Annotated in this window: 10 protein-coding genes; 3 read left to right on the plus strand and 7 right to left on the minus strand. The window is 71.3% G+C overall.

Annotated features, from left to right (window positions below; all coding sequences use genetic code 11):
* The first annotated feature begins 183 nt into the window (after positions 1-183).
* The 3 genes from SAM23877_RS26855 to SAM23877_RS26865 all read left to right on the plus strand — a co-directional run bounded on the left by SAM23877_RS26855 (position 184) and on the right by SAM23877_RS26865 (position 3,335).
* A complete protein-coding gene (locus SAM23877_RS26855; protein ID WP_053138561.1) occupies positions 184-1,149 on the plus strand; it encodes an ABC transporter ATP-binding protein in 966 nt (321 codons plus the stop codon).
* A 3-nt stretch (positions 1,150-1,152) separates the two neighbouring features.
* Positions 1,153-1,962: an ABC-2 transporter permease gene (locus SAM23877_RS26860; RefSeq protein ID WP_063796791.1), complete on the plus strand. Its 810-nt coding sequence runs from the start codon at positions 1,153-1,155 to the stop codon at positions 1,960-1,962.
* A 365-nt stretch (positions 1,963-2,327) separates the two neighbouring features.
* Positions 2,328-3,335: an ArsR/SmtB family transcription factor gene (locus SAM23877_RS26865; protein WP_053138569.1), complete on the plus strand. Its 1,008-nt coding sequence runs from the start codon at positions 2,328-2,330 to the stop codon at positions 3,333-3,335.
* A gap of 175 nt (positions 3,336-3,510) precedes the next feature.
* Here SAM23877_RS26865 and SAM23877_RS26870 read toward each other — a convergent pair whose 3' ends face one another.
* From SAM23877_RS26870 to SAM23877_RS26900, 7 genes are all read right to left on the minus strand, one after another.
* The gene (locus SAM23877_RS26870; RefSeq protein ID WP_053138572.1) at positions 3,511-4,620 is read right to left on the minus strand and encodes a prephenate dehydrogenase; all 1,110 of its coding nucleotides are present in this window, start codon (positions 4,618-4,620) and stop codon (positions 3,511-3,513) included.
* A 51-nt stretch (positions 4,621-4,671) separates the two neighbouring features.
* A complete protein-coding gene (locus SAM23877_RS26875; RefSeq protein WP_342342866.1) occupies positions 4,672-6,018 on the minus strand; it encodes an aminotransferase-like domain-containing protein in 1,347 nt (448 codons plus the stop codon).
* Entirely contained in the window at positions 6,015-7,133 is a 1,119-nt protein-coding gene (locus SAM23877_RS26880; RefSeq protein WP_053142909.1) for an alpha-hydroxy acid oxidase, read from the minus strand. Before SAM23877_RS26880 ends, SAM23877_RS26875 begins: the two co-directional genes overlap by 4 nt.
* A gap of 98 nt (positions 7,134-7,231) precedes the next feature.
* Positions 7,232-8,389 (minus strand): 4-hydroxyphenylpyruvate dioxygenase, encoded by a 1,158-nt coding sequence (gene hppD / locus SAM23877_RS26885; protein ID WP_079030455.1) that lies wholly within the window; start codon positions 8,387-8,389, stop codon positions 7,232-7,234.
* Between the two features lie 118 nt (positions 8,390-8,507).
* Positions 8,508-9,449 carry a TauD/TfdA family dioxygenase gene (locus SAM23877_RS26890; protein ID WP_053138577.1) on the minus strand — a complete coding sequence of 314 codons (942 nt, stop codon included), beginning with the start codon at positions 9,447-9,449 and terminating at the stop codon, positions 8,508-8,510.
* Positions 9,450-9,527: 78 nt separating this feature from the next.
* A complete protein-coding gene (locus tag SAM23877_RS26895) occupies positions 9,528-10,352 on the minus strand; it encodes an alpha/beta fold hydrolase (protein WP_053138579.1) in 825 nt (274 codons plus the stop codon).
* 63 nt (positions 10,353-10,415) lie between these two features.
* On the minus strand, positions 10,416-26,282 hold the full coding sequence (locus tag SAM23877_RS26900) for a non-ribosomal peptide synthetase (RefSeq protein WP_079030456.1): 15,867 nt from the start codon (positions 26,280-26,282) through the stop codon (positions 10,416-10,418).
* Positions 26,283-26,302 lie beyond the last annotated feature (20 nt).

Genomic DNA, 26,302 nt, shown 5'->3' on the forward strand with positions numbered 1-26,302 from the left:
ATGCCCGGTCCGCCCGTCCTGCCCGCGGTGCCCGGCCCCCTGCCCGGCCCGCGGTGACGACCCCGGCAGCACCCGTCTCTCTGTCGAAAGTCGTAGTGCCACTCTGTCGTTGGACGGAAGACCAGGTCAGCGCCGGGCCCGTACCGTCATCGACATGAACGGACCCCTGAGGACGGACTGGCCATGATCACCTTGCGCGCAGTGACGAAGCAGTACGGCACCGCCGTGGCCGTGGACGGCCTGAACCTGGACATCGCGCCCGGCAAGGTGACCGGCTTCCTCGGCCCGAACGGCGCCGGCAAGTCCACCACCATGCGCATGATCATGGGTCTGGACAATCCCACCTCGGGCGAGGCACTGATCAACGGCAAGCCCTACGCGGCGCTGAAGCACCCCCTGCGTGAGGTCGGCGCGTTGCTGGACGCCAAGGCCCTGCACCCGGGGCGGAGCGCGCACAGCCATCTGCTGGCCATGGCGCGCAGCAACGGGATCTCCCGCAAGCGGGTGGACGAGGTCCTGGAGATCGTCGGTCTGGAGAAGGTGGCCAAGAAGCGCTCCGGCTCCTTCTCGCTGGGCATGGGACAGCGGCTCGGCATCGCCAGCGCACTGCTCGGCGACCCGGAGATCCTGCTGTTCGACGAGCCCGTCAACGGCCTCGACCCGGACGGCGTGCGCTGGGTGCGCGAACTGATGCGCTCCTTGGCCGAAGAAGGCCGCACGGTCTTCGTGTCGAGCCACCTGATGAGTGAGATGCAACTCACAGCCGACCACCTCGTGGTGATCGGCCGGGGCAAGCTCCTCGCCGACGACACCATCGACCGTGTCATCGCGCGCAGTTCGCTGACCGCGGTCCGGGTGCGTACACCGGACGGCGACGGCATGGACAACCTGGTGGGGCGCCTGGAAGCGCAGTCGACGCAGGTCCAGCGGCACGAGGAGCACGAGATCCTCGTCTCCGGGGTGTCGGTCGAGACGATCGGTGACCTGGCCTACCAGCTCGGCATCCGGCTGCACGAACTGCGCGTCGTCGAGGCCTCGTTGGAGGAGGCCTACATGGAGATGACCGCCAACAGCATCGAGTACAAGTCGCCCAAGCCCGCGGCCGTGGGCGCGGTCCCCCTCCAGGAGCAGCAGGAAGTCGAGGCCTGAGTCATGGCAAGCACAACCGTGAGCACGCGTGCGTCCCAGGCGTCCGTGCAGCAGGGTGGCGGTGGCACGTGGGGAGCGGTGGCCGCGGAGTGGACCAAGCTCTGGTCGGTGCGGGCCACCTGGTGGTGCCTCGCCGGCTCCGTCGTCCTGATGGGCATCTTCGCTCCGGGACTGGGCGTCAGCATCGCGAACAGCTACCGCAGCGACGGTGAGAACGTCGACATCCCGATCGCCCACCCGATGGTCCTCGCCGTGAACATGGTGCAGTTCGCCGTCGTGGCGCTCGCCATGCTGGCGATCACGGCGGAGTACTCCACGGGCAGCATCCGCACGTCGTTGCAGTGCGTGCCGGTGCGCGGTCGCATGCTGTTCGCCAAGTCCGCCGTCGCCGCGCCGGTGATGTTCGTGGTCGGGACGCTGCTGGCGCTCGTCGGCACCGTCACCACCGCACCGCTGCTGTTCGAGTACGCCGACTCCGACCTGGGCAAGGCGGTGCCGACGATCGTCTGCACCGGCGTCTACGTGGCGCTGATGGGCGTCTTCGCCATCGGCATCGGAGCCGCGATCCGCAGTGCCGTGGGCACTCTCACGACCGTGTTCATGATCCTCGCGGGACTGCCCGGAGCCCTGGCGCTCTCCAGCAGCGACTTCACGAAGAAGATCATGGACTATCTGCCCTCCACCGCGGGCCAGCACCTGATGGACGGTGACGCGGAGCCGTACGGACGGATGGGCGCACTCCTCGTCGTCCTCGTGTGGGTGGCCGCCGCCCAGGTGGCCGGCTACGTGGTCCTGCGCAGGCGGGACGCCTGAGCCGATGGCGGCGACTGTCTTCCCCCGTCAGTCGCCGCCATCTTCCCGCCTCCCGGCCGTCCGTGCCGGGAGGCCATTCCCGCATTCGCGCTGACTGGCACGTTCCGTTTCTCTATCATCAGATCTCTCCCTGTGCAAGGCCCTTTAGTACCGACTGAAGGTCCTCCTGCGCTACCGTGTTCGATTCGGACGCGTTACTTTGGGAACTACTGCCTCGGGCCGGTCGCATATTGGCCGCACGGATTTGGCGTTCGCGAAGCCGACCGGTCCGGGTGATATGGTCTGAGGTTGCGTGATCTGGCTAGCGTAGTGGGGGAACGATGCAGCGGATACGTTTGAACGGCGAGAGTGTCGAAAATGTACGCATGATGACCACTCTGGGACCTGTCTCAGAAGCGATATTCTCCGTTCGTCAGATGGGCGGCAGAGGCGAGCCGGGGTTCCGGGAGTGGGAGGAGCAGGTGTCCGACCGGCTCCGGTCCGGCCGGCTCGACCTCGGCGTCATCTCCGCTCTGCGTCGGACCTCGGACCTGACCTGGCTGCTTGCCGGGGAGGGCAACTCCGCGGCCGAGGAACGGTCGTTGCCGCAAGGACTCAGACGGGGGGACGTCCGCTCCGCGATCGAGCGGTACACCGACGCGTCGGTCGGCCCCTACTGGCCCCAGATGCTGGTGCGCCTGGGTGCCGAGCGCGAGGAGCGGATGCGGAGAGCGCCCGAGGGGGGCGAGAGCCTGCTGAATTCACTGCACCCGGAAATTTCCTGGAAACGGCCGTATCTGGAAATACCCGGGGGCGAGGACAGTGAAATCGAAGTCAACGGTAAAGGGATCCTGATAGCTCCGTCGATCTTCCTCGGGTCACGGCCCGCGGTGTTTTTGCCTAATGTTGGAGGGACCAGCGAATTGCCGGTCCTCGTCTTCTCTGTCCGACTTGCTCCCGCGGAAACGCGTTCCTTGTGGACGGCCCAGGCAAAGGACGCCGAGGCGCTGGACGCGCTTATGGGACGCACCCGTGCCCAATTGCTGAGGCTCACCCTGGTCGGCGGCACCACCAGTGAACTCGCGCGCCGTGTGGGTACTTCCGCGGCCGCTGTCAGCCAGCACACCGGCATACTGCGCAACGCCGGCCTGATCCGTTCCGAACGGGACCGGAACACGGTCATCCACCGCATCACCGGCCTGGGCCGGGCCGTACTGAACGGGAAATTCCACGCGGCACCCGCCCAGCCCGAGACGATGACCCTCGCCAACGCGGGTGGCGGCCGGGAGACCCGCGTCCCCCGGCAGCGGCAGCCCTTCGCCGTCGGCCGGAAGAGACCCCTCTCCGCGCCCCTGCAGGTGGCGGACGGCGGCCTGGCCTGTCGGGTCTCCTGAGCGACCTCGCCCCGCGCGAGCGCGACGCACGGCCGTGAGCGGGAGACACGGCCGGGGCGCGACACGCGGACGAGAGCCACGACGGACGGACGAGTGGGGGGTGGAGACCGTACCGAGTGGGGGCTGCCCCCCGTACCCGACGGTCTCCACCCCCCACTCGTCCCGGCGCGCCGCCCTACGTCCCCTGGCCGCCCGGCCAGTCCGCCAGCCGCACCGTCCAACCGCCCAGGCGCAGTTCGTCCGCCAGGACGCCGGCCCGGCCCGGCAGCACCGCCAGCCGGGCCCGGCCCATGAGCCGGTCGGAGGAGTGCTCCATGTCGATGTCCTCGATGTTCACGCCGGCCTTCGCCGCGTCCGCGAACAGCCGCGCGAGCTCTCCCGGGCTGTCGCCCACCGACACCTCGACGGCCGCGAAGTGCGCGTCCGGCACCCCGTGCTTGCCCGGGATGCCGTTCCTTCCGTCCACTCCCCGCTGGAGCAGCTCGGACAGTGCCACCGACCCGCTCCCGGCGTCCCCGCCCTGTCGCTCGACCCGCCGCAGCGCCTCGGCCACGCCCAGGGCGTCGGAGGCCAGCGCCTCCAGCACCTCGGCCACCGGGCCGGCGTTCGCCGACAGGATGTCCGTCCACAGCGCCGGACTGCCCGCGGCGGTCCGGGTGACGTCCCGCAGGCCCTGACCGGCCAGCCGGAGGGCGGACTCGCTGCCCTCCAGCAGCCGCGCCGCCGTCAGGCTCGCCACCAGATGCGGCACGTGCGAGACGAGCGCCACCGCGCGGTCGTGCGCCTCCGCGTCCAGCAGCACCGGCGTGGCACCGCACAGGGAGACCAGTTCCAGGGCGCAGTTGAGCGCCGGATCCCCGGTGCGCTCCGAGGGGACGAGCACCCACGGCCGGCCGTCGAAGAGGTCGCCCCGGGCCGCCAGGGGACCGGACCGCTCCCCGCCGGCCAGCGGATGCCCGCCCACGAACGAGGTCAGCTCGCAGCCCAGCGCCTCGACCTCCTGGCCCGGCAGGCACTTCACGCTGGCCACGTCCGTGTAGAAGCGGGCCGTCCCCCGCTTCTGCAGATCCGCCAGGACCGGCGCCACCTGCACGGGCGGAACGGCCAGCACCGCCACGTCCGCGCACGCGGACGGCTCCCGGGCCCGGCCCGCTCCCAGCGCCTCCGCCGTGCGCGAGGCCGTGGGGTCACTGTCGAGCAGATAGGTGTCGACCCCCCGTCGCCGCAGTGCCAGAGCGACGGACGTACCGACCAGACCCGTCCCGACTATGACCGCAGTACGCATAGGACACCCCAACTCCCGGCCGCTCGGGCCCGGCGTCGATCCGATGCCACGTCAGCCCAGTCGCTGCGTGACGAGGGCCGCGAACCTCTCGAGCCCCAGGTCGATCTGATCGTCCGTCACCAGGCTGTAGGAGAGCCGGATCTGGCGGGCCGCCTCGGGATCCGAGCTGAAGTAGCACATCGGCGTCCACAGCACCCCGTAGTCGCGGGCGGAGGTCTCCAGCAGCTTCTCGTCCGCCTCGAACGGCACGGTCACCACGAGGAAGAACCCTCCGCGCGGCACGTTCCACCGGACCCCCGTGCCCCCGCCGGGCGGGAAATGCCGCTCCAGGCCGGCGAGCAGACGTTCCAGGTTCCCCCGGTACACCGCGATCTCACGCTCGTTCGCGCCGTACAGGTCACAGCCGTGGGTCAGGAGCTTCCCCCCGATCACCGCCTGGGCGATCGGCGACGTGTTCACCGTCACCATGCTCTTGATCTTCGACAGCTGGTCGGCCAGCGGGCCGATGCCGCCGCCGGCGTCCGCCACCGACTGGTCGGCGACGACGTAGCCGATCCGGGCGCCGGGCAGACCCGTCTTCGCGAACGAGCCCAGATAGATCACCCTGCGCCGCTCGTCGAGGGCCTTCAGCGTCGGCAGGCGCACCCCGTCGGCGCTGAAGTAGCCGTACGGATTGTCCTCCAGCAGCAGCAGGTCCTCCCGCTCCGCCAGCTCCAGCAGCGCGTGCCGGGTCTCCAGGTCCAGGCTGACCCCCGACGGATTGGAGAAGTCCGTCACCAGGTAGCAGGCCCGCGGCCGCAGCCCGCGCGCCCGCGCGTCCCTCACCACCGCCGTGAGGCTCTCCAGGTCCACACCGCGGGGCCCGCCCTCCACCTCGAGGACCGGCATGTCCACCAGACGGGCCGCCCCCGTCAGACCCACGTAACGCGGCGACACCGTGAGCACCACGTCCCGCTCGTCCGAGCGCAGCGCCCGCAGCACCAGGAACATGGCCTCCTGGCACCCGACGGTCACCACGACCGCCTCGGGATCGACCACGATGCCCTCGTCGACCTCCAGGTGCCGGGCGACCAGCTCGTGCACGATGCCCTTGGTACGCCCGTACTGCAGCAGCGTGCGGCGGACCTGGTCCTCGTCGAAGCCCTTGTCCTCCCTGAGGTACCGCTCGAAACGCCGCAGGTAGTCGTGGACCAGGGAGGTGTCCCAGAAACCCTCGAACGGACGGCCGGGCGCGAACGACACCGCGTCCGGGAAGCGCTGGGCGATCTCGTTGAGGAAGTTCATCGAGCTCAACGCCTCGTCCTCGAGCGAGCCGTGCAGCGCCGAGGTGTGCAGCTGCGCCGCCCGGCCGGAACCGGTCCCGCTCCCGTCCGCCTGCTCCGCCGAATCCCGGATCACCGCCACACCGCCCCCTCGCCGACACCCGTACCGTCCTGCGACGCCCTCCGCAGCACGCGAAGCCGCCGCGCCTCGGCCACCCCGGAACAGCCCGCCAGCCCGAGGGCGTCGCGGAACTCCTCCGCCAGCAGCCCGAGCACCCCGCGGGCGCCCTCCGCCCCGCCGGTGGCCAGCCCCCACAGCAGCGGGCGCCCGACGAGCACGCCGCTCGCCCCCGAGGCCAGCGCCTTCAGCACGTCGGTGCCGCTGCGGACGCCGCTGTCCAGCAGCACCTCGCACCGCCCGGCCACCGCGGCGCACACCGCCTCCAGCACGTCGGCGCTCGCCACCGCGCCGTCCAGCTGCCGTCCGCCGTGGTTGGAGACCACCACGGCATCCGCCCCGGCCTCGGCCGCCCGCACCGCGTCCGCCGGGTCGAGCAGCCCCTTGACGATCAGCGGCAGCCGGGTGCGCCGCCGCAACTCCTCCAGGTCCGCCCAGCTCAGCGACGGGTCGAACGCCGTGCTCGTGTGCGCCGCCAGCGCCGAACCGCCCGGACTCGCCCGGTGCGCCTCGGACGCCGTACCCGTCGTGAAGTTCGCGGCCACGACGCCGTCCGGCAGCGCGAAGCCGTTGCTCATGTCCCGCAGCCTGCGGCCCATCCACGGCACGTCCACCGTCAGCATCACGGCGGCGCACCCGGCCGCCTCGGCCCTGCGCACCAGGTCGAAGGAGAGGGCACGGTCCCGCAGCCAGTACAACTGGAACCAGGTGGTCGCCCCGACCGCCGCCACCTGCTCCAGCGGGAAGCTGCTCAGGGTCCCTACGGTGAAGGGGACACCCGCCGCCTTCGCGGCGGCCGCCGCGGCGAGCTCCCCCTGCGGGTGCACCAGTTTCTGGTACCCGATCGGCGCGGTGGCCACCGGCATGGCCACCTGCCGCGACAGCAGCGTCGTGGCGGCGCTGCACGCCGACACGTCCCGCAGCGCCCGCGGCACGACCCGGATCCGGTCCAGGGCGGCGCGGTTGTCGGCGAGCGTGCGCTCCGACCCGCTGCCTCCCGCCACGAAGTCCCGTACGGCGTCCGGGAGTACGGCGGCGGCGGCGCGCTCGACGTCGTCCAGGCGCAACGGCACACCGGCCGGCCCGCCACCCCTGCCACCCGTGCCGTCCGCATCGCCCGCGGCGCCCGCGGCGCTCACGGACCGCGCGGCGGGTGCGAGGCTCTGGGCCGTCACCTGGACCAGCCGTTCTCCCGATGCCGTTCCAGCTCCACGGCCTCGTACAGCGCCTTGATGTTGGACGAACCGAACGTCTCCGCGCCGAGCCGCTCGATGACCTCGAAGAACAGGGTCCGCCGCGAGTGCGTCGAGCGCGTGAAGATCTGGAACAGCTGGCCGCCGTGGTCCTCGTCGACGAGGATGTTCAGCTCACCCAGCTCGGCGAGGTCGTGCTTGCGCAACTGCACCCGCTGCCCGAGCAGTTCGTAGTAGGTCGCGGGAGTGGTGAGGAACTCCACCCCGGACCCGCCCAGGGTGCGGACCGAACGGGCGGCGTCATCGCTGGAGAAGGCGATGTGCTGGACGCCCGGACCGTCGTGGTTCTTGAGGAACTCGTCGATCTGACCGGCATCGGCCACCGGGTCCGGCTGGATGACGGTGAAGGTGATGTCGCCGGACCGGCTCTGCACCACCTTCGACAGCATCGCCTGGGTGCCCACGACGATGCGCTCCTCGAAGATCTCCCGGAAACCCAGAGCCTGCCGGTAGAACGCGATGGTGTCGTCCAGCTCACCGATGTTCACGCACACGGCGAAGTGATCGACCTCGACGAGCCCCGGGAGGTCCGCCGAGGACCGGCTCCCGCCGGCGTACGGCCCGTCCGCCTCGGCGTCGGCCGGCACGAAGCCCTCCGGGAGCCCCGAGGGGTCCTCCTCGGCCCGCTGCACGAGGGAGTGCACGACGTCGCCGAAGCCCGACACCGTCGCGGTGACGACCACGCCGGGACCCTCGTGGCGCACCGGCTCCGCAAGAGGCCGGGCACCGTTGCGCACGGCGTGGTCGAAGACCGCCGCCACGTCCGGAGCCCGCAGGGCGATGCGGGCCACGCCGTCCCCGTGCGAGTGGACGTAGGCGGCGGCCGGGTGCTCGTCAGAGGTGCTCTCCGTCAGTACCAGGAGAATCCGGCCCTGGCGCAGGGCGACACTGCGGAAGCCCTCCGCGGCGGAGCCGGCGGTACCGACGACGGTGAAGCCGTAACCGCCGGTCCAGTCGGCGACCTTGCGGTCGAGGTCCTCGACGTAGAGTTCCACGTGGTCCAGCCGGAGATCTTCGACGGGCGCGTCGTCGCGCGGCGCGTCCTCGTGAAGGCCGGTGTTCGGGGCATGGGTCATAGCGACGGAATTCCTGTTCTTCCGGTACGGAGCGGGCAGGAGGCGCGGGTCGTCGGAGCGCGTCGACGACGCCGGGCCGGAGACGGGCAGGCCCGGGCGGGGCCGTACCCGGGCAGGGTCAGTCGGACATCGCGACCAGGATCCGTCGCGGCCCGGTGAACGGACGCCGGCCGTGCGCCACCAGCACGTTGTCGATCAGCAGGAGGTCCCCGGTGCGCCAGTCGACGTCCACGGCGGCCTCGAGCCCCTTGTCGCGCACCTCGATCACGTACTCGGCCGGGATCGGGCTCCCGTCCGCGAACCGGACGGACTGCGGGAGCTCCCCCTCGGGCAGGATCTGGGCGAGCTCGGCGGCCATGTCGTCACCGAGCGCGGCCGGATGCCACTGGTCGGACTGGTTGAACCACACCTCCGCCCCCGTCACCGGGTGGCGCACCGTGGACGGCCGCACCTGCGTCACCCGCAGACCACCGTCGGGCAGCCACTCCCACTCGGCCTCCGTGCCCTTGAGGAAGACCTCGACGTCGGCCCGGTCGTCGGTCTCGAAGGTGTCCTGCCAGCTCTTGCCGAGCCCGGCCCCGCCATGCAGGTTCTGCGTGTAGCGCACACCCCCGGCGAACGCCTCGCGGACCTCGGGCGCCAGCGACTCCAGCCAGGTCACCCCGTCCACGACCGGCGTGGCGCCGCCGGTGGTGGGCTCGTGCGCGGCGAAGAAGAGCAGCCGCGACGGCCAGGCGTACGCGTACGACAGCTCGTTGTGCATGGAGATCGTCAGCTCCGACGGGTATTCCGTCGAGGTGTACACATTGCTCCCCACCTTGCTGCGCGGCGAGTTGCCGTGCACGTAGGCGAGCCGGTTGGGCAGCAGGGGATCCATCACCGAATCCAGGGTGCCGTCGTCCACCCGGAAGCCGCGGAACACCAGAGCCTTCTCGCGGATGAGCATCTCGCTGATCCGCTCCCTGTCACTCACGAATTCGGCGAGACCCGCGGGTGTCGCCGCGACACCCGCGCTCTCCGGGGTGATCTCCAGCGGCCGCCAGTCGTGCTGTTGACTCATCAGTTCTCGATTCAGGGATTCGCCCGCGCGCGATAAGCCACACGGGTCGGCTGGATAGGGAATCGGAAGTGCCGGTTCTCAATGCGCCGGAATGTCGGGGACCTGACGGAAGAACTCCACGACGCTCTTGTTCACGGCGTCCGGATCCTCCAGGTACCCGAAGTGACCGCACCCGGGGATCTCCTCGAACGAGGCCCCCGGAATCGCCTCGGCGACCTCCCGCCCCAGTCCCGGAGGCGTCACCAAGTCGTCCTGGAATGCGATGACATGACAAGGCACGGTGATCGCCCGGTAGGCGTCGAGGCGCGCCGGCACGGGATCGAGCGTCATGTGGACACGCTCCCCGGGACCGGAGCCGGACGTGGCCTCCAGGACGTCCAGCCAGTCACTGACGGCGGCGTCGTCCGAGAGACTGCGCGGGGAGAGGTTCCGCATGGCCTGGACCACCGCGTCGAACCGCGCGGGCAGCGTCGTCCCCGAGTCGTAGAGCTCGATCTCCGCCGCCGTCAGCGCCCGCCGCATGGCGTCCACCCGGCCCCTGGTGGCCATCAGAACCGCCTGCCGCACCAGTTCCGGCCGGGCCAGAGCCAGCTCCTGCACCACGTACGCCCCCATGGACGTACCCACCAGGCGGCACGCGCCGAGCCCGAGGTGTTCGATCAGGCCCGCGAGGTCACGCACGAGGTCGTGCACCGTGAACCCCTCGGCGCAGACATCGGTCGGCGGTATCCCGCGGTTGTCGTACGTGATGACCCGGTGACCCGCGTCCGTCAGAGCCGGCACCTGGTGCAGGTGCCAGGCACGGCCGGAGGCTCCGGAGCCCATCACCAGGACGACGGGCTCACCGGCGCCACCGGAGTCGTCGTAGTTCAGGTTGATTCCGTTGACGGACACGAGGGGCATGGGGTGTTCCTCCGGCGTGGGGCAGTGGTTTCGATGGCGTCCGGGCTGCGGTGTCGACGGGGCTCACGCGCCCCATTCCGCCTGCAGGCGGTCGAGCTCCTCCTGGCTGAGACCGGTGAGCGGCGCGTCCGCCTCGAAGTCGGCGACCACCGGGGCGTCCGCGTCGAACCGGGCGTTCGCCGCCAGCACGGCCACGGTCCTGTGCTCGAACACGTCCCGCACCGTGAACGAGACGCCTTCGCGCCGTGCCTGCGCCACGAGCTGGAGCGAACGGATGCTGTCACCGCCGAGGTCGAAGAAGTCGTCGTCGATGCCGACCCGTCCCAGGCCCAGAGCGTCGGCGAAGATGCGGCAGAGGACTTCCTCGTGAGGGGTACGGGGGCCGCGCGCCGACGTGCTCACGCCGTCCCAGTCGGGGTCGGGCAGGGCCTTGCGGTCGAGCTTGCCGTTGGCGGTCAGGGGGAGTGCGTCGAGTGTGACGAATGCCGCGGGGATCATGTAGGCGGGCAGGGACTGGGTGAGGTGGGTGCGCAGGTCCTGCGGGGTGACGGTCTCGCCGGTGGTGTAGGCGATGAGGCGGTCGTCGCGGACGATGACCGCCGCACGCGTGACCGCCGGGTGCGTGCCGAGCAGTGCTTCGATCTCGCCGAGTTCGATGCGGTGGCCGCGGACCTTGACCTGGTCGTCGGCGCGTCGGAGGTAGGTGAGGTGGCCGTCGGGGGTCCAGCGGACGACGTCTCCGGTGCGGTACATGCGGGTGCCGGCCGGTCCGTGGGGGTCGGCGACGAAGCGTTCTGCGGTCAGAGCCGGGCGCAGCTGGTACCCACGGGCCACTCCCTCACCCGCGATGTACAGCTCGCCGGGGACGTGTGCGGGGACGGGCTGGAGGTGGTCGTCGAGGACGTAGACCTGGGTGTTGGTCAGAGGTCGTCCGATGGTGACGGGGGCGCCGGTGGTCAGGGTGGTCGCGGTGGACCAGATGGTGGTTTCGGTGGGCCCGTAGACGTTGGTGACCTGAGCGGCGACCTGGGTGAGCCGGTCGGCGAGGTCGGCGGGCAGCGCTTCGCCACCGGCGAGGACCCGCACACTGGCGAGTGCGGCGGCAGCGCCCGCGTCGTCGGCCACCGAACGCCACAGGCTCGGCGTGGCCTGCATGACGGTGATCTGCTCACCGGTGAGGAGTGCGCGCAGCTGCTTGGGCTCGTGGACGACGCCCGTGGGGGCCACTACGACGGCCGCGCCGGCGGTCAGCGGTGCGAACAGCTCCAGCCCGGCGATGTCGAAGCCGACGGTGGTGACGGCCAGCAGTCGGTCCTCACTGGTGAGCGGGATGCGCTGACGCATGTCGGTGAGGAGGTTGGCCAAGGCGCCGCGTGAGACGACCACGCCCTTCGGGCGACCCGTCGACCCCGAGGTGTAGAGGACGTAGGCGGCCTGGTCGGGGCGGGTGAGGGCGGGCAGGTGTGTGGCCGGGTGGGGCTCACGCTCCCACGCCCGCTCCAGCCACTGCTCGTCGATGACGAGGACGGGCCGGGTCTCCTCCCGCATGAAGGCGAGCCGGTCGGCGGGGAAGTCGGCGTCCAGCGGCAGATACGCGCCGCCCGTCTTCAGCACCGCCAACAGCACCGTGACCAGGTCGGTCGTACGCGGCAGCATCACCGCCGCGTACCGCTCCGGACCCACCCCCGCCTCCACCAGCAACCGGGCCAGCCGGTCACTACGGGCGTCCAGGTCGGCGTAGGAGGTGGCGGTGTCGCCGTAGATGACGGCGGCGGCGTCGGGGGTGCGCGTGGCGTGGGTGCGGAGGCGGTCGATGAGGTCGAGGTCGTCGGTGCTGGGCGTGATGGTGCCCTGGGCCCACTGGGTGAGGAGGGTGTGCTGTTCGTCGGTGTCGAGTACGGGAGCCTGGCCGATCCGAGTGTCCGGTGCGGCGGTCACGGCGTCCAGGATCTGGACGAACCGGCGGCTGAGCCGTTCCGCGCTGCCCTGGTCGAAGAGGTCCGCACTGAACTCCAGCACGGCGTCGATGCCCTCCGAGCTGCCCAACTCCGCGTAGGAGAGCGACAGGTCGTATCGCGACGTACCCGTGGTGCTCGGCTGATGTGCCGCCTTGAGGTCCCCGAACTCCACGGTGCCGGTGACCGCCGAGGTCAGCACGTTGGGGTTGAGCATGGTCTGGAAGAGGGGGTGGCGGCTGGTGGAGCGTTCGGGGTTGACGGCCTCGACGAGGCGTTCGAAGGGGATGTCCTGGTGGGCGTAGGCGGCGAGGTCGGTTTCCCGGACGCGGGCGAGGAGTTCGGTGAAGGTGGGGTTGCCGGTGAGGTCGGTGCGCAGGACGAGGGTGTTGACGAAGAAGCCGACCAGATCCTCGACGGCGTCGTCGGTGCGCCCGGCGATGGGTGAGCCGATGGGGATGTCCGTGCCGGCGCCGAGGCGGGACAGGAGCATGGCGAGGGCTGCCTGGAGGACCATGAAGGTGCTGGCCTGTTCCTGGCGGGCGAGGTGGGTGATGCGGGTGTGGAGGTCGGCGGGGATGGTGAAGGTGACGGTGCCGCCCTGGTGGGACGGGGTGGCGGGCCGGGGCCGGTCGGTGGGCAGCTCCAGCTCGGCCGGGAGCCCCGACAGTGCCTGCTCCCAGTAGGCCAGCTGACGGTTGATGGGTGCTTCGGGGTCGTCCTCGGTGCCCAGGAGGTCGCGCTGCCACAGGGTGTGGTCGGCGTACTGGACCGGCAGGGGTGCCCAGGCGGGTGCCTGACCGGCGATCCGGGCCCCGTAGGCGGTGGTCAGGTCCCGGGCGAGGGGGGTGAGGGACCAGCCGTCCGCGGCGATGTGGTGCACGACCAGCAGCAGGACGTGCTCGGTCTCGCCGAGGTGGAAGAGGGTGGTGCGCAGCGGGAGGTCGCGGGTGAGGTCGAAGCCCTGGGCGGCCGTGGTGGCCACGGCGGCGTCGAGCTGCTCCTCGGTGACCTCCCGTACCTCGAAGGCGGGTGTGGCCCGGTCCGGGGTGAGGATGATCTGGTGCGCGCCCTGGGTCCCCTGGTCGTCCTGGGCGTAGACGGTCCGCAGGGCTTCGTGGCGTGTGCTGACATCCGCGAGGGCGGCGCGCAGGGCGTCGTGGTCGAGGGTGCCGGTCAGGCGCAGGGCGACGGGGATGTTGTAGAGGGCGCTGCCGGGCTCGTACTGGTGCAGGAACCACAGCCGTTGCTGCGCGTACGACAACGGCAACCGCTCCGGACGCCGTCGAGCGGTCACAGCCGTCCTCGCCCGGCCTGCGCCCGCCAGGGCGTGGGCCAGGCCCGCGACGGAGGGCGATTCGAACAGGGCGCGGACCGACAACTCCACTCCGAGAGCCGTGCGGATACGCGAGACCAGCCGCGTCGCCAGCAACGAGTGGCCGCCGAGGTCGAAGAAGCTGTCGTCGATCCCTACGCGTTCCAGGCCCAGGACGTCCGCGAAGAGATGGCAGAGGACTTCCTCGTGCGGAGTACGGGGGCCGCGCGCCGACGCGTTCACGCCGTCCCAGTCGGGGTCGGGCAGGGCCTTGCGGTCGAGCTTGCCGTTGGCGGTCAGGGGGAGTGCGTCGAGTGTGACGAATGCCGCGGGGATCATGTAGGCGGGCAGGGACTGGGTGAGGTGGGTGCGCAGGTCCTGCGGGGTGACCGTCTCGCCGGTGGTGTAGGCGATGAGGCGGTCGTCGCGGACGATGACCGCCGCGCGAGCGACCGCCGGGTGTGATCCGAGGAGCGCCTCGATCTCGCCGAGTTCGATGCGGTGGCCGCGGACCTTGACCTGGTCGTCGGCGCGTCGGAGGTAGGTGAGGTGGCCGTCGGGGGTCCAGCGGACGACGTCTCCGGTGCGGTACATGCGGGTGCCGGCCGGTCCGTGGGGGTCGGCGACGAAGCGTTCCGCGGTGAGGCCGGGGCGTAGCTGGTAGCCGCGGGCGACGCCTTCGCCGGCGATGTACAGCTCGCCCGGCACCCCCACCGGAACGGGCTGGAGGTGGTCGTCCAGGACGTAGACCCGGGTGTTGGCCAACGGCTGCCCGATGGTCACCGGCTCACCCGCGGTGAGGGTGGTGGCGGTGGACCAGATGGTGGTTTCGGTGGGCCCGTAGACGTTGGTGACCTGAGCGGCGGCCTGGGTGAGCCGGCCGGCGAGGTCGGCGGGCAGCGCTTCCCCACCCGCGAGGACCCGCACACCGGCGAGTGCGGCGGCCGCACCCGCGTCATCGGCCACCGAACGCCACAGGCTCGGCGTGGCCTGCATGACGGTGACCCGCTCACCGGTGAGAAGTGCGCGCAGCTGCTCGGGCTCGTGGACGACACCCGAAGGAGCCACGATCACGGCCGCGCCGGCGGTCAGCGGTGCGAACAGCTCCAGCCCGGCGATGTCGAAGCCGACGGTGGTGACGGCCAGCAGCCGGTCCTCACTGGTGAGCGGGATGCGCTGACGCATGTCGGTGAGGAGGTTGGCCAGGGCGCCGCGTGAGACGACCACGCCCTTCGGGCGGCCCGTCGACCCGGACGTGTAGAGGACGTACGCGGCCAGCGCAGGATCAACCGAAGCAGGCAGCACACCACCCGCGGCCGGCTCACGCTCCCACGCCCGCTCCAGCCACTGCTCGTCGATGACGAGGACGGGCCGGGTCTCCTCCTGCATGAAGGCGAGTCGCTCCGCGGGGAAGTCGGCGTCCAGCGGCAGATACGCGCCGCCCGTCTTCAGCACCGCCAACAGCACCGTGACCAGGTCGGTCGTACGCGGCAGCATCACCGCCGCGTACCGCTCCGGACCCACCCCCGCCTCCACCAGCAACCGGGCCAGCCGGTCACTACGGGCGTCCAGGTCGGCGTAGGAGGTGGCGGTGTCGCCGTAGATGACGGCGGCGGCGTCGGGGGTGCGCGTGGCGTGGGTGCGGAGGCGGTCGATGAGGTCGTGATCGTCGGTGCTGGGCGTGATGGTGCCGTGGGCCCACTGGGTGAGGAGGGTGTGCTGTTCGTCGGTGTCGAGTACGGGGGCGTGGCCGATCCGAGTGTCCGGTGCGGCGGTCACGGCGTCCAGGATCTGGACGAACCGGCGGCTGAGCCGTTCCGCGCTCTCCTGGTCGAAGAGGTCCGCGCTGAACTCCAGCACCGCCCGCACGCCGCCTGATCGACCACCGTCCGGTGCCTCGAGTTCCTGCATGGCGAGCAGCAGGTCGAACTTCGAGACTGCCGCCTCCGCGTCCACCGGGCTCACGCTCAGGCCGGGGAACCGGCCGGCGGTCGCCACGGCTGCCGGGTCGACGTTCTGCAGGGAGAGCATGGTCTGGAAGAGGGGGTGGCGGCTGGTGGAGCGTTCGGGGTTGACGGCCTCGACGAGGCGTTCGAAGGGGATGTCCTGGTGGGCGTAGGCGGCGAGGTCGGTTTCCCTGACCCGGGCCAGCAACTCCGTGAAGGTGGGGTTGCCGGTGAGGTCGGTGCGCAGGACGAGGGTGTTGACGAAGAAGCCGACCAGATCCTCGACCGCGTCGTCCGTCCGCCCCGCGATCGGCGAACCGATCGGAATATCCGTGCCCGCACCCAGCCGGGACAGGAGCACGGCGAGGGCTGCCTGGAGGACCATGAAGGTGCTGGCCTGTTCCTGGCGGGCGAGGCGGGTGATGCGGGTGTGGAGTTCTGCGGGGATGGTGAAGGCGACGGTGCCGCCCTGGTGGGACGGAGCGGCGGGCCGGGGCCGGTCGGTGGGTAGCTCCAGCTCGGCCGGGAGGCTGGCGAGAGTCTGCGTCCAGTAGGCGAGTTGCTTGCTGAGGACGGAGTCGGGGTCGTCCTCGGTGCCCAGGACGTCGCGCTGCCACAGCGTGTGGTCGGCGTACTGCACCGGCAGCGGGGCCCAGGCGGGTGCCTGACCGGCGATCCGGGCCGCGTACGCCGTGGTCAGGTCCCGGGCGAGGGGGGTGAGGGACCAGCCGTCCGCGGCGATGTGGTGCACGACCAGCAGGAGGACGTGGTCGGTCTCGCCGAGGTGGAAGAGGGTGGTGCGCAGTGGGAGGTCGCGGGTGAGGTCGAAGCCCTGGCCCACGGCGTCGGACAGCTCGCTGGCGAGCTGGTCCTCGGTGACTTCCCGTACCTCGAAGGCGGGTGTGGCCCGGTCGGGGGTGAGGATGATCTGGTGGGCGCCCTGGTCGTCCTGGGCGTAGACGGTCCGCAGGGCTTCGTGGCGTGTGCTGACATCCGCGAGGGCGGCGCGCAGGGCGTCGTGGTCGAGGGTGCCGGTCAGGCGCAGGGCGACGGGGATGTTGTAGAGGGCGCTGCCGGGCTCGTACTGGTGCAGGAACCACAGCCGTTGCTGCGCGTACGACAACGGCAACCGCTCCGGACGCACCGCCCGCGCCACCACCGGACGACCCGTCCGTCCGGCCACCGTCATCAGCCTGGCGAGGCCGGCGACCGTCGGGTTGTCGAACATGTCGCGCACCGACAGCGTCATACCGAGCGCCGAACGGGCGCGCGCCAGCAGCCGGATGGCGAGCAGTGAGTGTCCGCCCAACTCGAAGAAGTCGTCCTCCCGGCCGACCTCCTCGACACCGAGTACGTCGGCGAACAGTCGGCCGAGCACCTCTTCCCACGGGTTGTGGGCCTTCTGGGCGGCAGTGCTGGGCTCGCGGTCCTCCACGGGTACCGGAAGGGCACCGCGGTCCAGCTTGCCGTTCGCGGTCAGCGGCAGCGCGTCGAGCAGGACGAAGGCGGACGGCACCATGTAGTCGGGCAGGCTCTCCGCGGCGTGCGCGCGCAGGGTCGCCGCGGTCGGGGCGGTCCCGTGGCCGGTGCCGGGGACGACGTAGGCGACGAGACGCTTGTCTCCCGAGCCGTCCTCCCGCAGGAGCACCGCCGCCTGGTGGACACCGGTCATGCCCACCAGTACCGATTCGATCTCGCCCAGCTCCAGACGGTAGCCGCGCAGCTTGACCTGCTGGTCGGCGCGGCCCACGTACCGCAGTTGTCCGTCCCTGCCCCACAGCGCGAGGTCGCCGGTGCGGTACATGCGGGAGCCGGAGCCGCTCGCGTCGAACGGGTTGGCCACGAACCGCTCCGCGGTCATGTCCGGGCGCCCCAGGTACCCGCGCGCCAGGCCGGTGCCGGCGATGTAGAGCTCGCCCGGAACGCCGGCCGGTACGGGCTGCAGGTTCGCGTCCAGGACGTAGGCCCGGGTGTTCCAGAACGGTCGCCCGATCGGGACCGGTCCCGACGGCGTCGGAGCACCCGGTTCGAGCGTGTAGTCGGTGCAGTTGACGGTGGCCTCGGTCGGCCCGTAGGCGTTGACGACCGTCACGTCGGGGTGCCGTGCGCGCCACTCGGCCAGGTTCTCGCCGAGCAACTGCTCACCCCCGAGCATGAGTGTGCCGGTCGGCGAGGCGGTGTCGGGGAGGGAGCCCAGCAGAGCCAGGTGACTCGGTGTGGCCTTCATGAAGGTCGGCCGGACGGAGGTGACCGAGCTGCCCGACTCGTCCTTGAGGTCGGCCAGGCGTACCCGGCCGCCCGAGACCAGCGGGGTGTAGAGAGCCGTCACGGTCAGGTCGAACGCGATGCGGGAGTGGAGCAGGGCCGTACCGGCGGCATCCGGGTAGACACGCCGCGCGCGCTGGAGGTAGGCACCCACCGAGCGGTGCTCGACGACGACCCCCTTGGGGCGGCCCGTGGACCCCGAGGTGTAGATGACGTACGCGGGGTCGTTCGGCAGGGGCAGTCCACCGGGACGGAACCGATCGGCCGCCGTCCCGCCACGGGAACCGATCGCGTCGCCCGATGCCTCGGACGGCGCGCGCCTGGTCTCTTCGGCGTCCCACCGCAGCAGCTTGCGGTCGGGTGTCCCCGCCAGGAGGCCGGACGACCGCTCGTCGGTGACGATCAGCAAGGGGTCGGCGTCCTCGACCATGTAACGGACCCGCTCTGCCGGTTGGTCGAGATCCAGGGGCAGGTAGGCGCCTCCGGCCTTCAGTACGGCGAGAAGGCTCACGATGAGTTCCACGGAACGGGGGAGGGCCACCGCGACGAACCGCTCGGGGCCCACGCCGTGCTCGACCAGCAGACGCGCGAGGCGGTTGCTGCGCTCGTCCAGCTCCGCGTAGGTGAGGGTGGACTCCTCGAACAGCAGCGCCTCGGCGTCGGGGGTGCGGGCGACCTGAGCCGCGAACAGCTCGACCACACTCGCCGGCTCGACGTCCCGTGCGGTGGCGTTCCAGGTCTCCAGCAGACGGCCGCGCTCGGCAGCGTCCAGGACGTCGATTCGGCCGACGGGCCGCTCCGGATCCGTGACGGCGTTGCGGAGCACGCGCACGAAGCGCTCGGCGAGGGACTCCGCGGTGGACGCGTCGTAGAGGTCCGCGCTGTACTCCAGCACACCGCCAAGGCCCGAGTCCGCGTCGTACAGGCGGAGCAGCAGGTCGAACTTCGCGCCCTCGTCGGAGGTCGCCTCCGTGGAGACCGAGAGCCCCGGAAGTGCCAGAGCGTTCCCCGCCGAGGACCGGGGGTCCGCGTTCTGCACGACGAGGCGGACCTGGAAGAGGGGGTGGCGGTTGGCGGAGCGTTCGGGGTTGAGGGCCTCGACGAGGCGTTCGAACGGGATGTCCTGGTGCGCGTAGGCGGTCAGGTCGGTTTCCCGGACCCGGGCCAGGAGCTCCGTGAAGGTGGGGTCGCCGGTCAGGTCGGTGCGCAGGACGAGGGTGTTGACGAAGAAGCCGACCAGGTCCTCGACGGCGTCGTCGGTGCGCCCCGCGATGGGTGAGCCGATCGGGATGTCCGTGCCGGCGCCCAGCCGGGACAGGAGGACGGCGAGGGCTGCCTGGAGGACCATGAAGGTACTGGCCTGTTCCTGCCGGGCCAGGGCCTCGATGCGCTCGCGCAGGTCGGTGGGGATGGTGAAGGTGACGGTGCCGCCCTGGTGGGACGGGGTGGCGGGCCGGGGCCGGTCGGTGGGCAGGTCGAGTTCGGCCGGCAGGCCGGCCAGAGTCTCCTCCCAGTAGGCGAGTTGCTTGCTGAGAACGGAGTCGGGGTCGCCCTCGGTGCCCAGGACGTCGCGCTGCCACAGGGTGTGGTCGGCGTACTGCACCGGCAGCGGGGCCCAGGCAGGGTCCTGGCCGGTGGTGCGGGCGGTGTAGGCGGTGGTCAGGTCCCGGGCCAGGGGGACGAACGATCCCTCGTCGGCGGCGATGTGGTGCACGAGGAGCAGCAGGACGTGCTCGGACTCGTCGAGACGGAAGAGGGTGGTGCGCAGCGGCAGCTCACGGGTCAGGTCGAAGGCGTGGCGGGCCGCGTCGGCCAACGCGCCGACGAGGCCGTCACTCGTGACAGCACACACCTCGAAGACCGGAGTGGCCTGGTCCGGAGTGAGGATGATCTGGCGGGCGCCCTGGTCGTCCTCGGCGTAGACGGTCCGCAGGGCTTCGTGACGTGCGGTGACGTCGGTGAGGGCAGCGCGCAGGGCGTCCTGGTCGAGGGTGCCGGTCAGGCGCAGCGCGATGGGAATGTTGTAGGTGGCGTTGGGGCCTTCGAGCTTGTGCAGGAACCACTGCCCCTGCTGGGCCGGCGACAGCGGAACGCGTGCCGGACGCGGCTGAGCCGTCACCGCTGCCCTTGCGTGGCCTGCACCGGTCAGGGCGTGAGCGAGGCCCGCGACGGACGGCGTGTCGAAGAGGGCGCGGACCGGTACTTCGGCGCTGAGGGTGGTGCGGATGCGGGCGACGAGGCGGGTGGCGAGCAGGGAATGGCCGCCCAGGTCGAAGAAACTGTCGTCGATACCGACCCGCTCCAGGCCCAGAACGTCCGCGAAGAGATGGCAGAGAATCTCCTCCCGGTCGTTGCGCGGCCCGCGCCCCGACGACTCCACACCGTCCCACCGCGGCGTGGGCAGAGCCTTGCGGTCCAGCTTCCCGTTCGCCGTCAACGGCAGCACATCCAGCACGACGAACGCCGACGGCACCATGTACGCGGGCAGAGACTGGGCGAGATGAGAACGCAGGTCCTCAGGGGTGACCGCCTCACCCGTGGTGTAGGCGACGAGCCGCTCGTCACGGACGATGACCGCCGCACGAGCGACCGCCGGATGCGATCCGAGCAGTGCTTCGATCTCACCGAGTTCGATGCGGTGACCGCGGACCTTGACCTGGTCATCCGCGCGTCGGAGGTAGGTGAGCCGGCCGTCGGGGGTCCAGCGGACCACGTCTCCGGTGCGGTACATGCGGGTGCCGGCCGGGCCGTAGGGGTCGGCGACGAAGCGTTCTGCGGTCAGAGCCGGGCGCAGCTGGTAGCCGCGGGCGACGCCTTCGCCGGCGATGTACAGCTCACCCGGCACCCCCACCGGGACAGGCTGGAGGTGGTCGTCCAGGACATACACCCGGGTGTTGGTCAGGGGTCGTCCGATGGTGACGGGGGCGCCGGTGGTCAGGGTGGTGGCGGTGGACCAGATGGTGGTTTCGGTGGGCCCGTAGACGTTGGTGACCTGAGCGGCGGCCTCGGTGAGCCGGTCGGCGAGGTCGGCGGGCAGCGCTTCGCCACCCGCGAGGACCCGCACACCGGCGAGTGCGGCGGCAGCGCCCGCGTCGTCGGCCACCGAACGCCACAGGCTCGGCGTGGCCTGCATGACGGTGATCTGCTCACCGGTGAGGAGTGCGCGCAGCTGCTCGGGATCGTGGACGACACCCGTGGGGGCCACGACGACGGCCGCGCCGGCGGTCAGCGGCGCGAACAGCTCCAGCCCGGCGATGTCGAAGCCGACCGTCGTCACCGCCAGCAGCCGGTCCCCGTCCGCCAGCGGAATCCGCTCACGCATGTCGGTGAGCAGGTTGGCCAGGGCGCCGCGTGAGACGACCACACCCTTCGGACGCCCCGTCGACCCGGACGTGTAGAGGACGTAGGCGGCCTGGTCGGGGCGGGTGAGGGCGGGCAGGTGTGTGGCCGGGTGGGGCTCACGCTCCCACGCCCCCTCCAGCCACTCCTCGTCGATGACCAGGACCGGCCCGGTCTCCTCCTGCATGAAGGCGAGCCGCTCCGCGGGGAAGTCGGCGTCCAGCGGCAGATACGCACCGCCCGTCTTCAGCACCGCCAACAGCACCGTCACCAGATCCGCCGTACGCGGCAGCATCACCGCCGCGTACCGCTCCGGGCCCATCCCGGCCTCCACCAGCAGCCGGGCCAGCCGGTCACTGCGGGCGTCCAGCTCCGCATACGACACCGCCACCCCACCGAAGACGACCGCCGCCGCCTCCGGCACCCGGGCCACCTGCGCCCGGAAACGACCCACCACATCGCCACCAGCACCAACACCCGCGTCCGCGTCCGCGTCCGCCGAACGAGTGTCGTTCCACTCCTCCAGCACCCGCAGCCGCTCATCCACCGCCAGCACACCCACCCGGCCCACCCGGGCCCCCGGCGCCGACACCACCGCCTCCAGCACCCGCACGAACCGACGGCCCAGGAGCTCGGCGCTCTCCCGGTCGAAGAGGTCGGCGCTGAACTCCAGTTCCGCGTCGATGCCGGCCGCGGAACTGTCGTCGTTGTAGAGCTCTCCCAGGTTGAAGGCGAGGTCGAAGCGTGCCGCGCTCGATCCGATCGACTGCTCGGACGTCTCCACACCGGGCCAGGACGCGAGGGAGGCCGTGGCCGTCCGCGAGTCCAGGTTGTGCAGGGAGAGCATGGTCTGGAAGAGGGGGTGGCGGCTGGTGGAGCGTTCGGGGTTGACGGCCTCGACGAGGCGTTCGAAGGGGATGTCCTGGTGGGCGTAGGCGGCGAGGTCGGTTTCCCTGACCCGGGCCAGCAGCTCCGTGAAGGTGGGGTTGCCGGTCAGGTCGGTGCGCAGGACGAGGGTGTTGACGAAGAAGCCGACCAGATCCTCGACCGCGTCGTCCGTCCGCCCCGCGATCGGCGAACCGATCGGGATGTCGGTGCCCGCACCCAGCCGGGACAGGAGCACGGCCAGTGCTGCCTGGAGGACCATGAAGGTGCTGGCCTGTTCCTGGCGGGCGAGGCGGGTGATGCGGGTGTGGAGCTCTGCGGGGATGGTGAAGGTGACGGTGCCGCCCTGGTGGGACGGAGTGGTGGGCCGGGGCCGGTCGGTGGGCAGGTCGAGTTCGGCCGGGAGGCCGGCCAGGGTCTCCGTCCAGTAGGTGAGTTGCTTGCTGAGGACAGAGTCGGGGTCGTCCTCGGTGCCCAGGACGTCGCGCTGCCACAGGGTGTGGTCGGCGTACTGCACCGGCAGCGGGGCCCAGGTGGGTGCCTGACCGGCGATCCGGGCCCCGTAGGCGGTGGTCAGGTCCCGGGCGAGGGGGGTGAGGGACCAGCCGTCCGCGGCTATGTGGTGCACGACCAGCAGCAGGACGTGCTCGGTTTCACCGAGGTGGAAGAGGGTGGTGCGCAGCGGCAGGTCGCGGGTGAGGTCGAAGCCCTGGCCCACGGCGTCGGACAGCTCACCGTCGAGCTGCTCCTCGGTGACCTCCCGTACCTCGAAGGCGGGTGTCGCCTGGTCCGGGGTGAGGATGATCTGGTGCGCGCCCTGGGTCCCCTGGTCGTCCTGGGCGTAGACGGTCCGCAGCGCTTCGTGGCGTGCGGTGACATCCGCGAGGGCCGCGTGCAGGGCCTCTTCGTCGAGGGTGCCGGTCAGGCGCAGGGCGACGGGGATGTTGTAGAGGGCGCTGCCGGGCTCGTACTGGTGCAGGAACCACAGCCGCTGCTGCGCGTACGACAACGGCAGCCGCTCCGGACGCACCGCCCGCGCCACCACCGGCGTACGAGCGGACACCGCCTGCCCCAGCAACCCCGCCAGCCCCGCCACCGACGGCGTCTCGAACAGGGCCCGCACCGACAGCTCCACTCCGAGAGCCGTACGGATACGCGAGACCAGCCGCGTCGCCAGCAGCGAGTGTCCGCCGAGGTCGAAGAAGCTGTCGTCGATGCCGACGCGTTCCAGGCCCAGGACGTCCGCGAAGAGGTGGGCCAGGATCTCCTCCTGGCCGGTCCGCGGTCGCCGTGCCGACTCGATCGCGCCGTCCCAGTCGGGCGCGGGCAGAGCGCGGCGGTCGAGCTTGCCGGTGGGGGTGAGGGGCAGTTCGGGCAGCGGGACGACCGCTGCCGGCACCATGTGCTGGGGCAGCCGCTCCGCGACGTACTGGCGCAGCGCGGCGGGGTCCGCCCCGGCGCCCTCGGTGGGGGAGACGTACGCGACGAGCCGCTTGTCGCCCGGGCGGTCCTCCCGCACGACGACCGCCGCCTGGGCCACCGACCCGTGGGCGCCCAGCAGGGACTCGATCTCACCCAGCTCGATCCGGAAGCCGCGCACCTTCACCTGGTCGTCGGCCCGGCCGATGAACTCCACCAGACCCTCGTCCGTCCAGCGGACCACGTCACCGGTCCGGTACATGCGGGAGCCCGCCGGACCGAACGGGTTCGCGACGAAGCGTTCCGAGGTGAGACCGGGACGGCCCAGGTAGCCGCGGGCCACGCCGGCGCCGGCGACGTAGAGCTCGCCGGCCACCCCGACCGGGGCGGGGCGCAGGGCGGCGTCCAGGACGTACACCTGCGCGTTGGAGACGGGTGTGCCGAGTTCGGCGGGGCGGGCGTCGCGTACGACACCGGTGACGCTGTCGGCGGTGCACTCGGTGGGGCCGTAGAAGTTGAACGCCAGGAGGCCGTCCACCGAGGTCAGTTCGCGGCGCAGGCCCTCGCCGATGGCCTCGCCGCCGAGGACCACGAGCGAGGGGCGGTGCCGGTCCGCGTCCAGCAGACCCGCGAGGAGCAGGTGCTGGCACTCCGACGGGGTCATGTCGACGACGTCGATGCGCTGTTCGTGGACCTGCCGGGCGAAGGCCTCCGGGTCATGACGGGTGTCGTCGTCGAGCAGATGCAGCTCGTGGCCGTGCGCGGCCATCCACAGGAACAGGCCCCATGACGCGTCGAAGGAGAAGGAGGCCGTGTGGGCCATGCGCAGCCTGCGGCCGCCGACGGAGTCCACCACCCTGCTCAGGACTTCGTACTGGTGGTGATGGAGCAGGTTGCTGAGGCTCGCATGGGTGATGAGGGCGGCCTTCGGGCGGCCCGTCGACCCGGAGGTGTACAGGATGTACGCGCCGCCCGCCGGGGTCACGGGGGCGGCGACCGGGTTCGTGTCCGGTCGTCCGTCGAGGGCGTCGCGGGTCTCCGCGCCGTCCAGCCGGATCACGGGGACGCCCGAGCCGTCGAGGACGGCGACCCGGTCCGCCGCGGTGGAGACGGTGACCACCAGCGAGGGCGCCGAGTCCGTCAGCATGAACGAGGTGCGGTCGGCGGGGTACTCCGGATCCACGGGGAGGTAGACCGCTCCCGCCTTCATCGCCGCGAGCAGCGCCACCATGGAGTCCACGGAACGGGGGAGCACCACGGCCACGACGTCCTCGGGGCCGACGCCCTGCTCGGTGAAGAGCCGGGCCAGCCGGTTCACCCGGGCGTTGAGTTCCCGGTAGGTGACGCGGGTGTCCTGGAAGACCACGGCGGTCTCGTCGGGGGTACGGGCCACCTGGGTCTCGAAGAGACGAGGGAGGATGCCGGCCGGTACGGGACGCTCGGTACGGTTCCAGTCGACGAGCAGGCGCTCCCGCTGCCCCGCGGCGAGCGCGTCGACGCGGCCGACCGGAGCGTGCGGGGCGTCGAGCAGAAGGCGCAGGATGCCCAGCAGGTGCTCGGCCAGCTCCTCGGCCTCCTCGCGGCGGAAGACGTCGGGGCGGTAGTCCAGCTGGAACCGCAGCGTGGAGTCGGGCATGCACACGAGACCCAGCGGATAGTGGGTGGCGTCGTAACCCTCGGTGCGCAGGACCCGGAGGCCGTCGGTCGCGCGGTCGAGACCGGAGGCGTCCAGCGGATAGTTCTCGAACACCATGGAGGTGTCGAAGAGTTCCCCCACGTCGGTCAGTCTCTGGATCTCGGCGAGTCCGAGATGCTGGTGGGCGAGGAGCCGGCTCTGTTCCTCCTGGAGTCTGGCCAGCATGGCCGCCAGGGGCTCCGCCGGGCGCAGCCGCAGCCGCAGCGGCAGCGTGTTGATGAAGAGACCGACCATGTCCTCGACCCCGTCGAGCTCCGGCGGCCGACCGGAGACCGTGACGCCGAACACCACGTCGTCGATCCCGGTGATCCTCGACAGCAGCAGTGACCAGGCACCCTGGACCACGGTGTTGAGGGTCAGGCCGTGCTCGCGGGCGAGCGCGGTCAGCGCCTGCGTCTCCCGGCCGTCGAGGCCGAACCGGACCTGCTCCGGAACCACCGGTGGCTGTCCGGGAGCGAGCGCCGCGACCCGCGTGGGCTCTTCCAGGCCCGCCAGCGCCTCGCTCCAGGCGCGGATCGCCGCACCGGTGTCCTGTTCGGCGAGCCAGGTCAGGTGGTCGCGGTAGGGACGCGGGCGGGGAAGCCCGGAGTCGTCGCCCTTGGCCAGGTAGAGCGCGAGCAGTTCCCTCATCAGGATCTGCATCGACCAGCCGTCGAGCAAAATGTGATGGTTCGTCAGGACGAACCGGTGCCGCTGCCCGCCGAGGTGGATGAGGGTGAACCGCACCAGCGGCGCCTGCCCCAGGTCGAAGCGCCGGCTGCGGTCCTCCAGCGCCTCGGCCTCCGCCCGGCTCGCCCGGCTGGTCTCCGGCAGGTCACCGAGGTCGACGGTGCGCCAGGGCAGGTCCACCTCGCGGAGCACCAGCTGGGCCCACTCGCCGGACTTGCGCTGGCGGAAAGCCACCCGCAGGTTCGGGTAGCGGGCGAGCAGCGCCGCGGACGCGTTCCGCAACGCCTCGGTGTCCAGCGGGCCTTCGAAGTCCGTCGTGATCTGGGCCACGTAGACGTCGGTGGCGGTCCCTTCGAGGACGTTGTGGAAGAGCAGTCCCTCCTGGAGGGGGGACAGCGGGTAGATGTCCTCGATCTTACGGGGCCGTCGCGTCACTGCCATCTCTCCCACTCGGACCGCAC

Source organism: Streptomyces ambofaciens ATCC 23877, assembly GCF_001267885.1.
Classification (GTDB): domain Bacteria; phylum Actinomycetota; class Actinomycetes; order Streptomycetales; family Streptomycetaceae; genus Streptomyces; species Streptomyces ambofaciens.

Bases quoted from the DNA above. Each gene is read 5' to 3' on its own strand.
- SAM23877_RS26860 (WP_063796791.1), top strand. From the start codon at position 1,153: ATGGCAAGCACAACCGTGAGCACGCGTGCGTCCCAGGCGTCCGTGCAG.
- SAM23877_RS26895 (WP_053138579.1), bottom strand. From the start codon at position 10,352: ATGCCCCTCGTGTCCGTCAACGGAATCAACCTGAACTACGACGACTCC.
- SAM23877_RS26855 (WP_053138561.1), top strand. From the start codon at position 184: ATGATCACCTTGCGCGCAGTGACGAAGCAGTACGGCACCGCCGTGGCC.
- SAM23877_RS26870 (WP_053138572.1), bottom strand. From the start codon at position 4,620: ATGCGTACTGCGGTCATAGTCGGGACGGGTCTGGTCGGTACGTCCGTC.
- SAM23877_RS26865 (WP_053138569.1), top strand. From the start codon at position 2,328: ATGATGACCACTCTGGGACCTGTCTCAGAAGCGATATTCTCCGTTCGT.
- SAM23877_RS26900 (WP_079030456.1), bottom strand. From the start codon at position 26,282: ATGGCAGTGACGCGACGGCCCCGTAAGATCGAGGACATCTACCCGCTG.
- SAM23877_RS26890 (WP_053138577.1), bottom strand. From the start codon at position 9,449: ATGAGTCAACAGCACGACTGGCGGCCGCTGGAGATCACCCCGGAGAGC.
- hppD (WP_079030455.1), bottom strand. From the start codon at position 8,389: ATGACCCATGCCCCGAACACCGGCCTTCACGAGGACGCGCCGCGCGAC.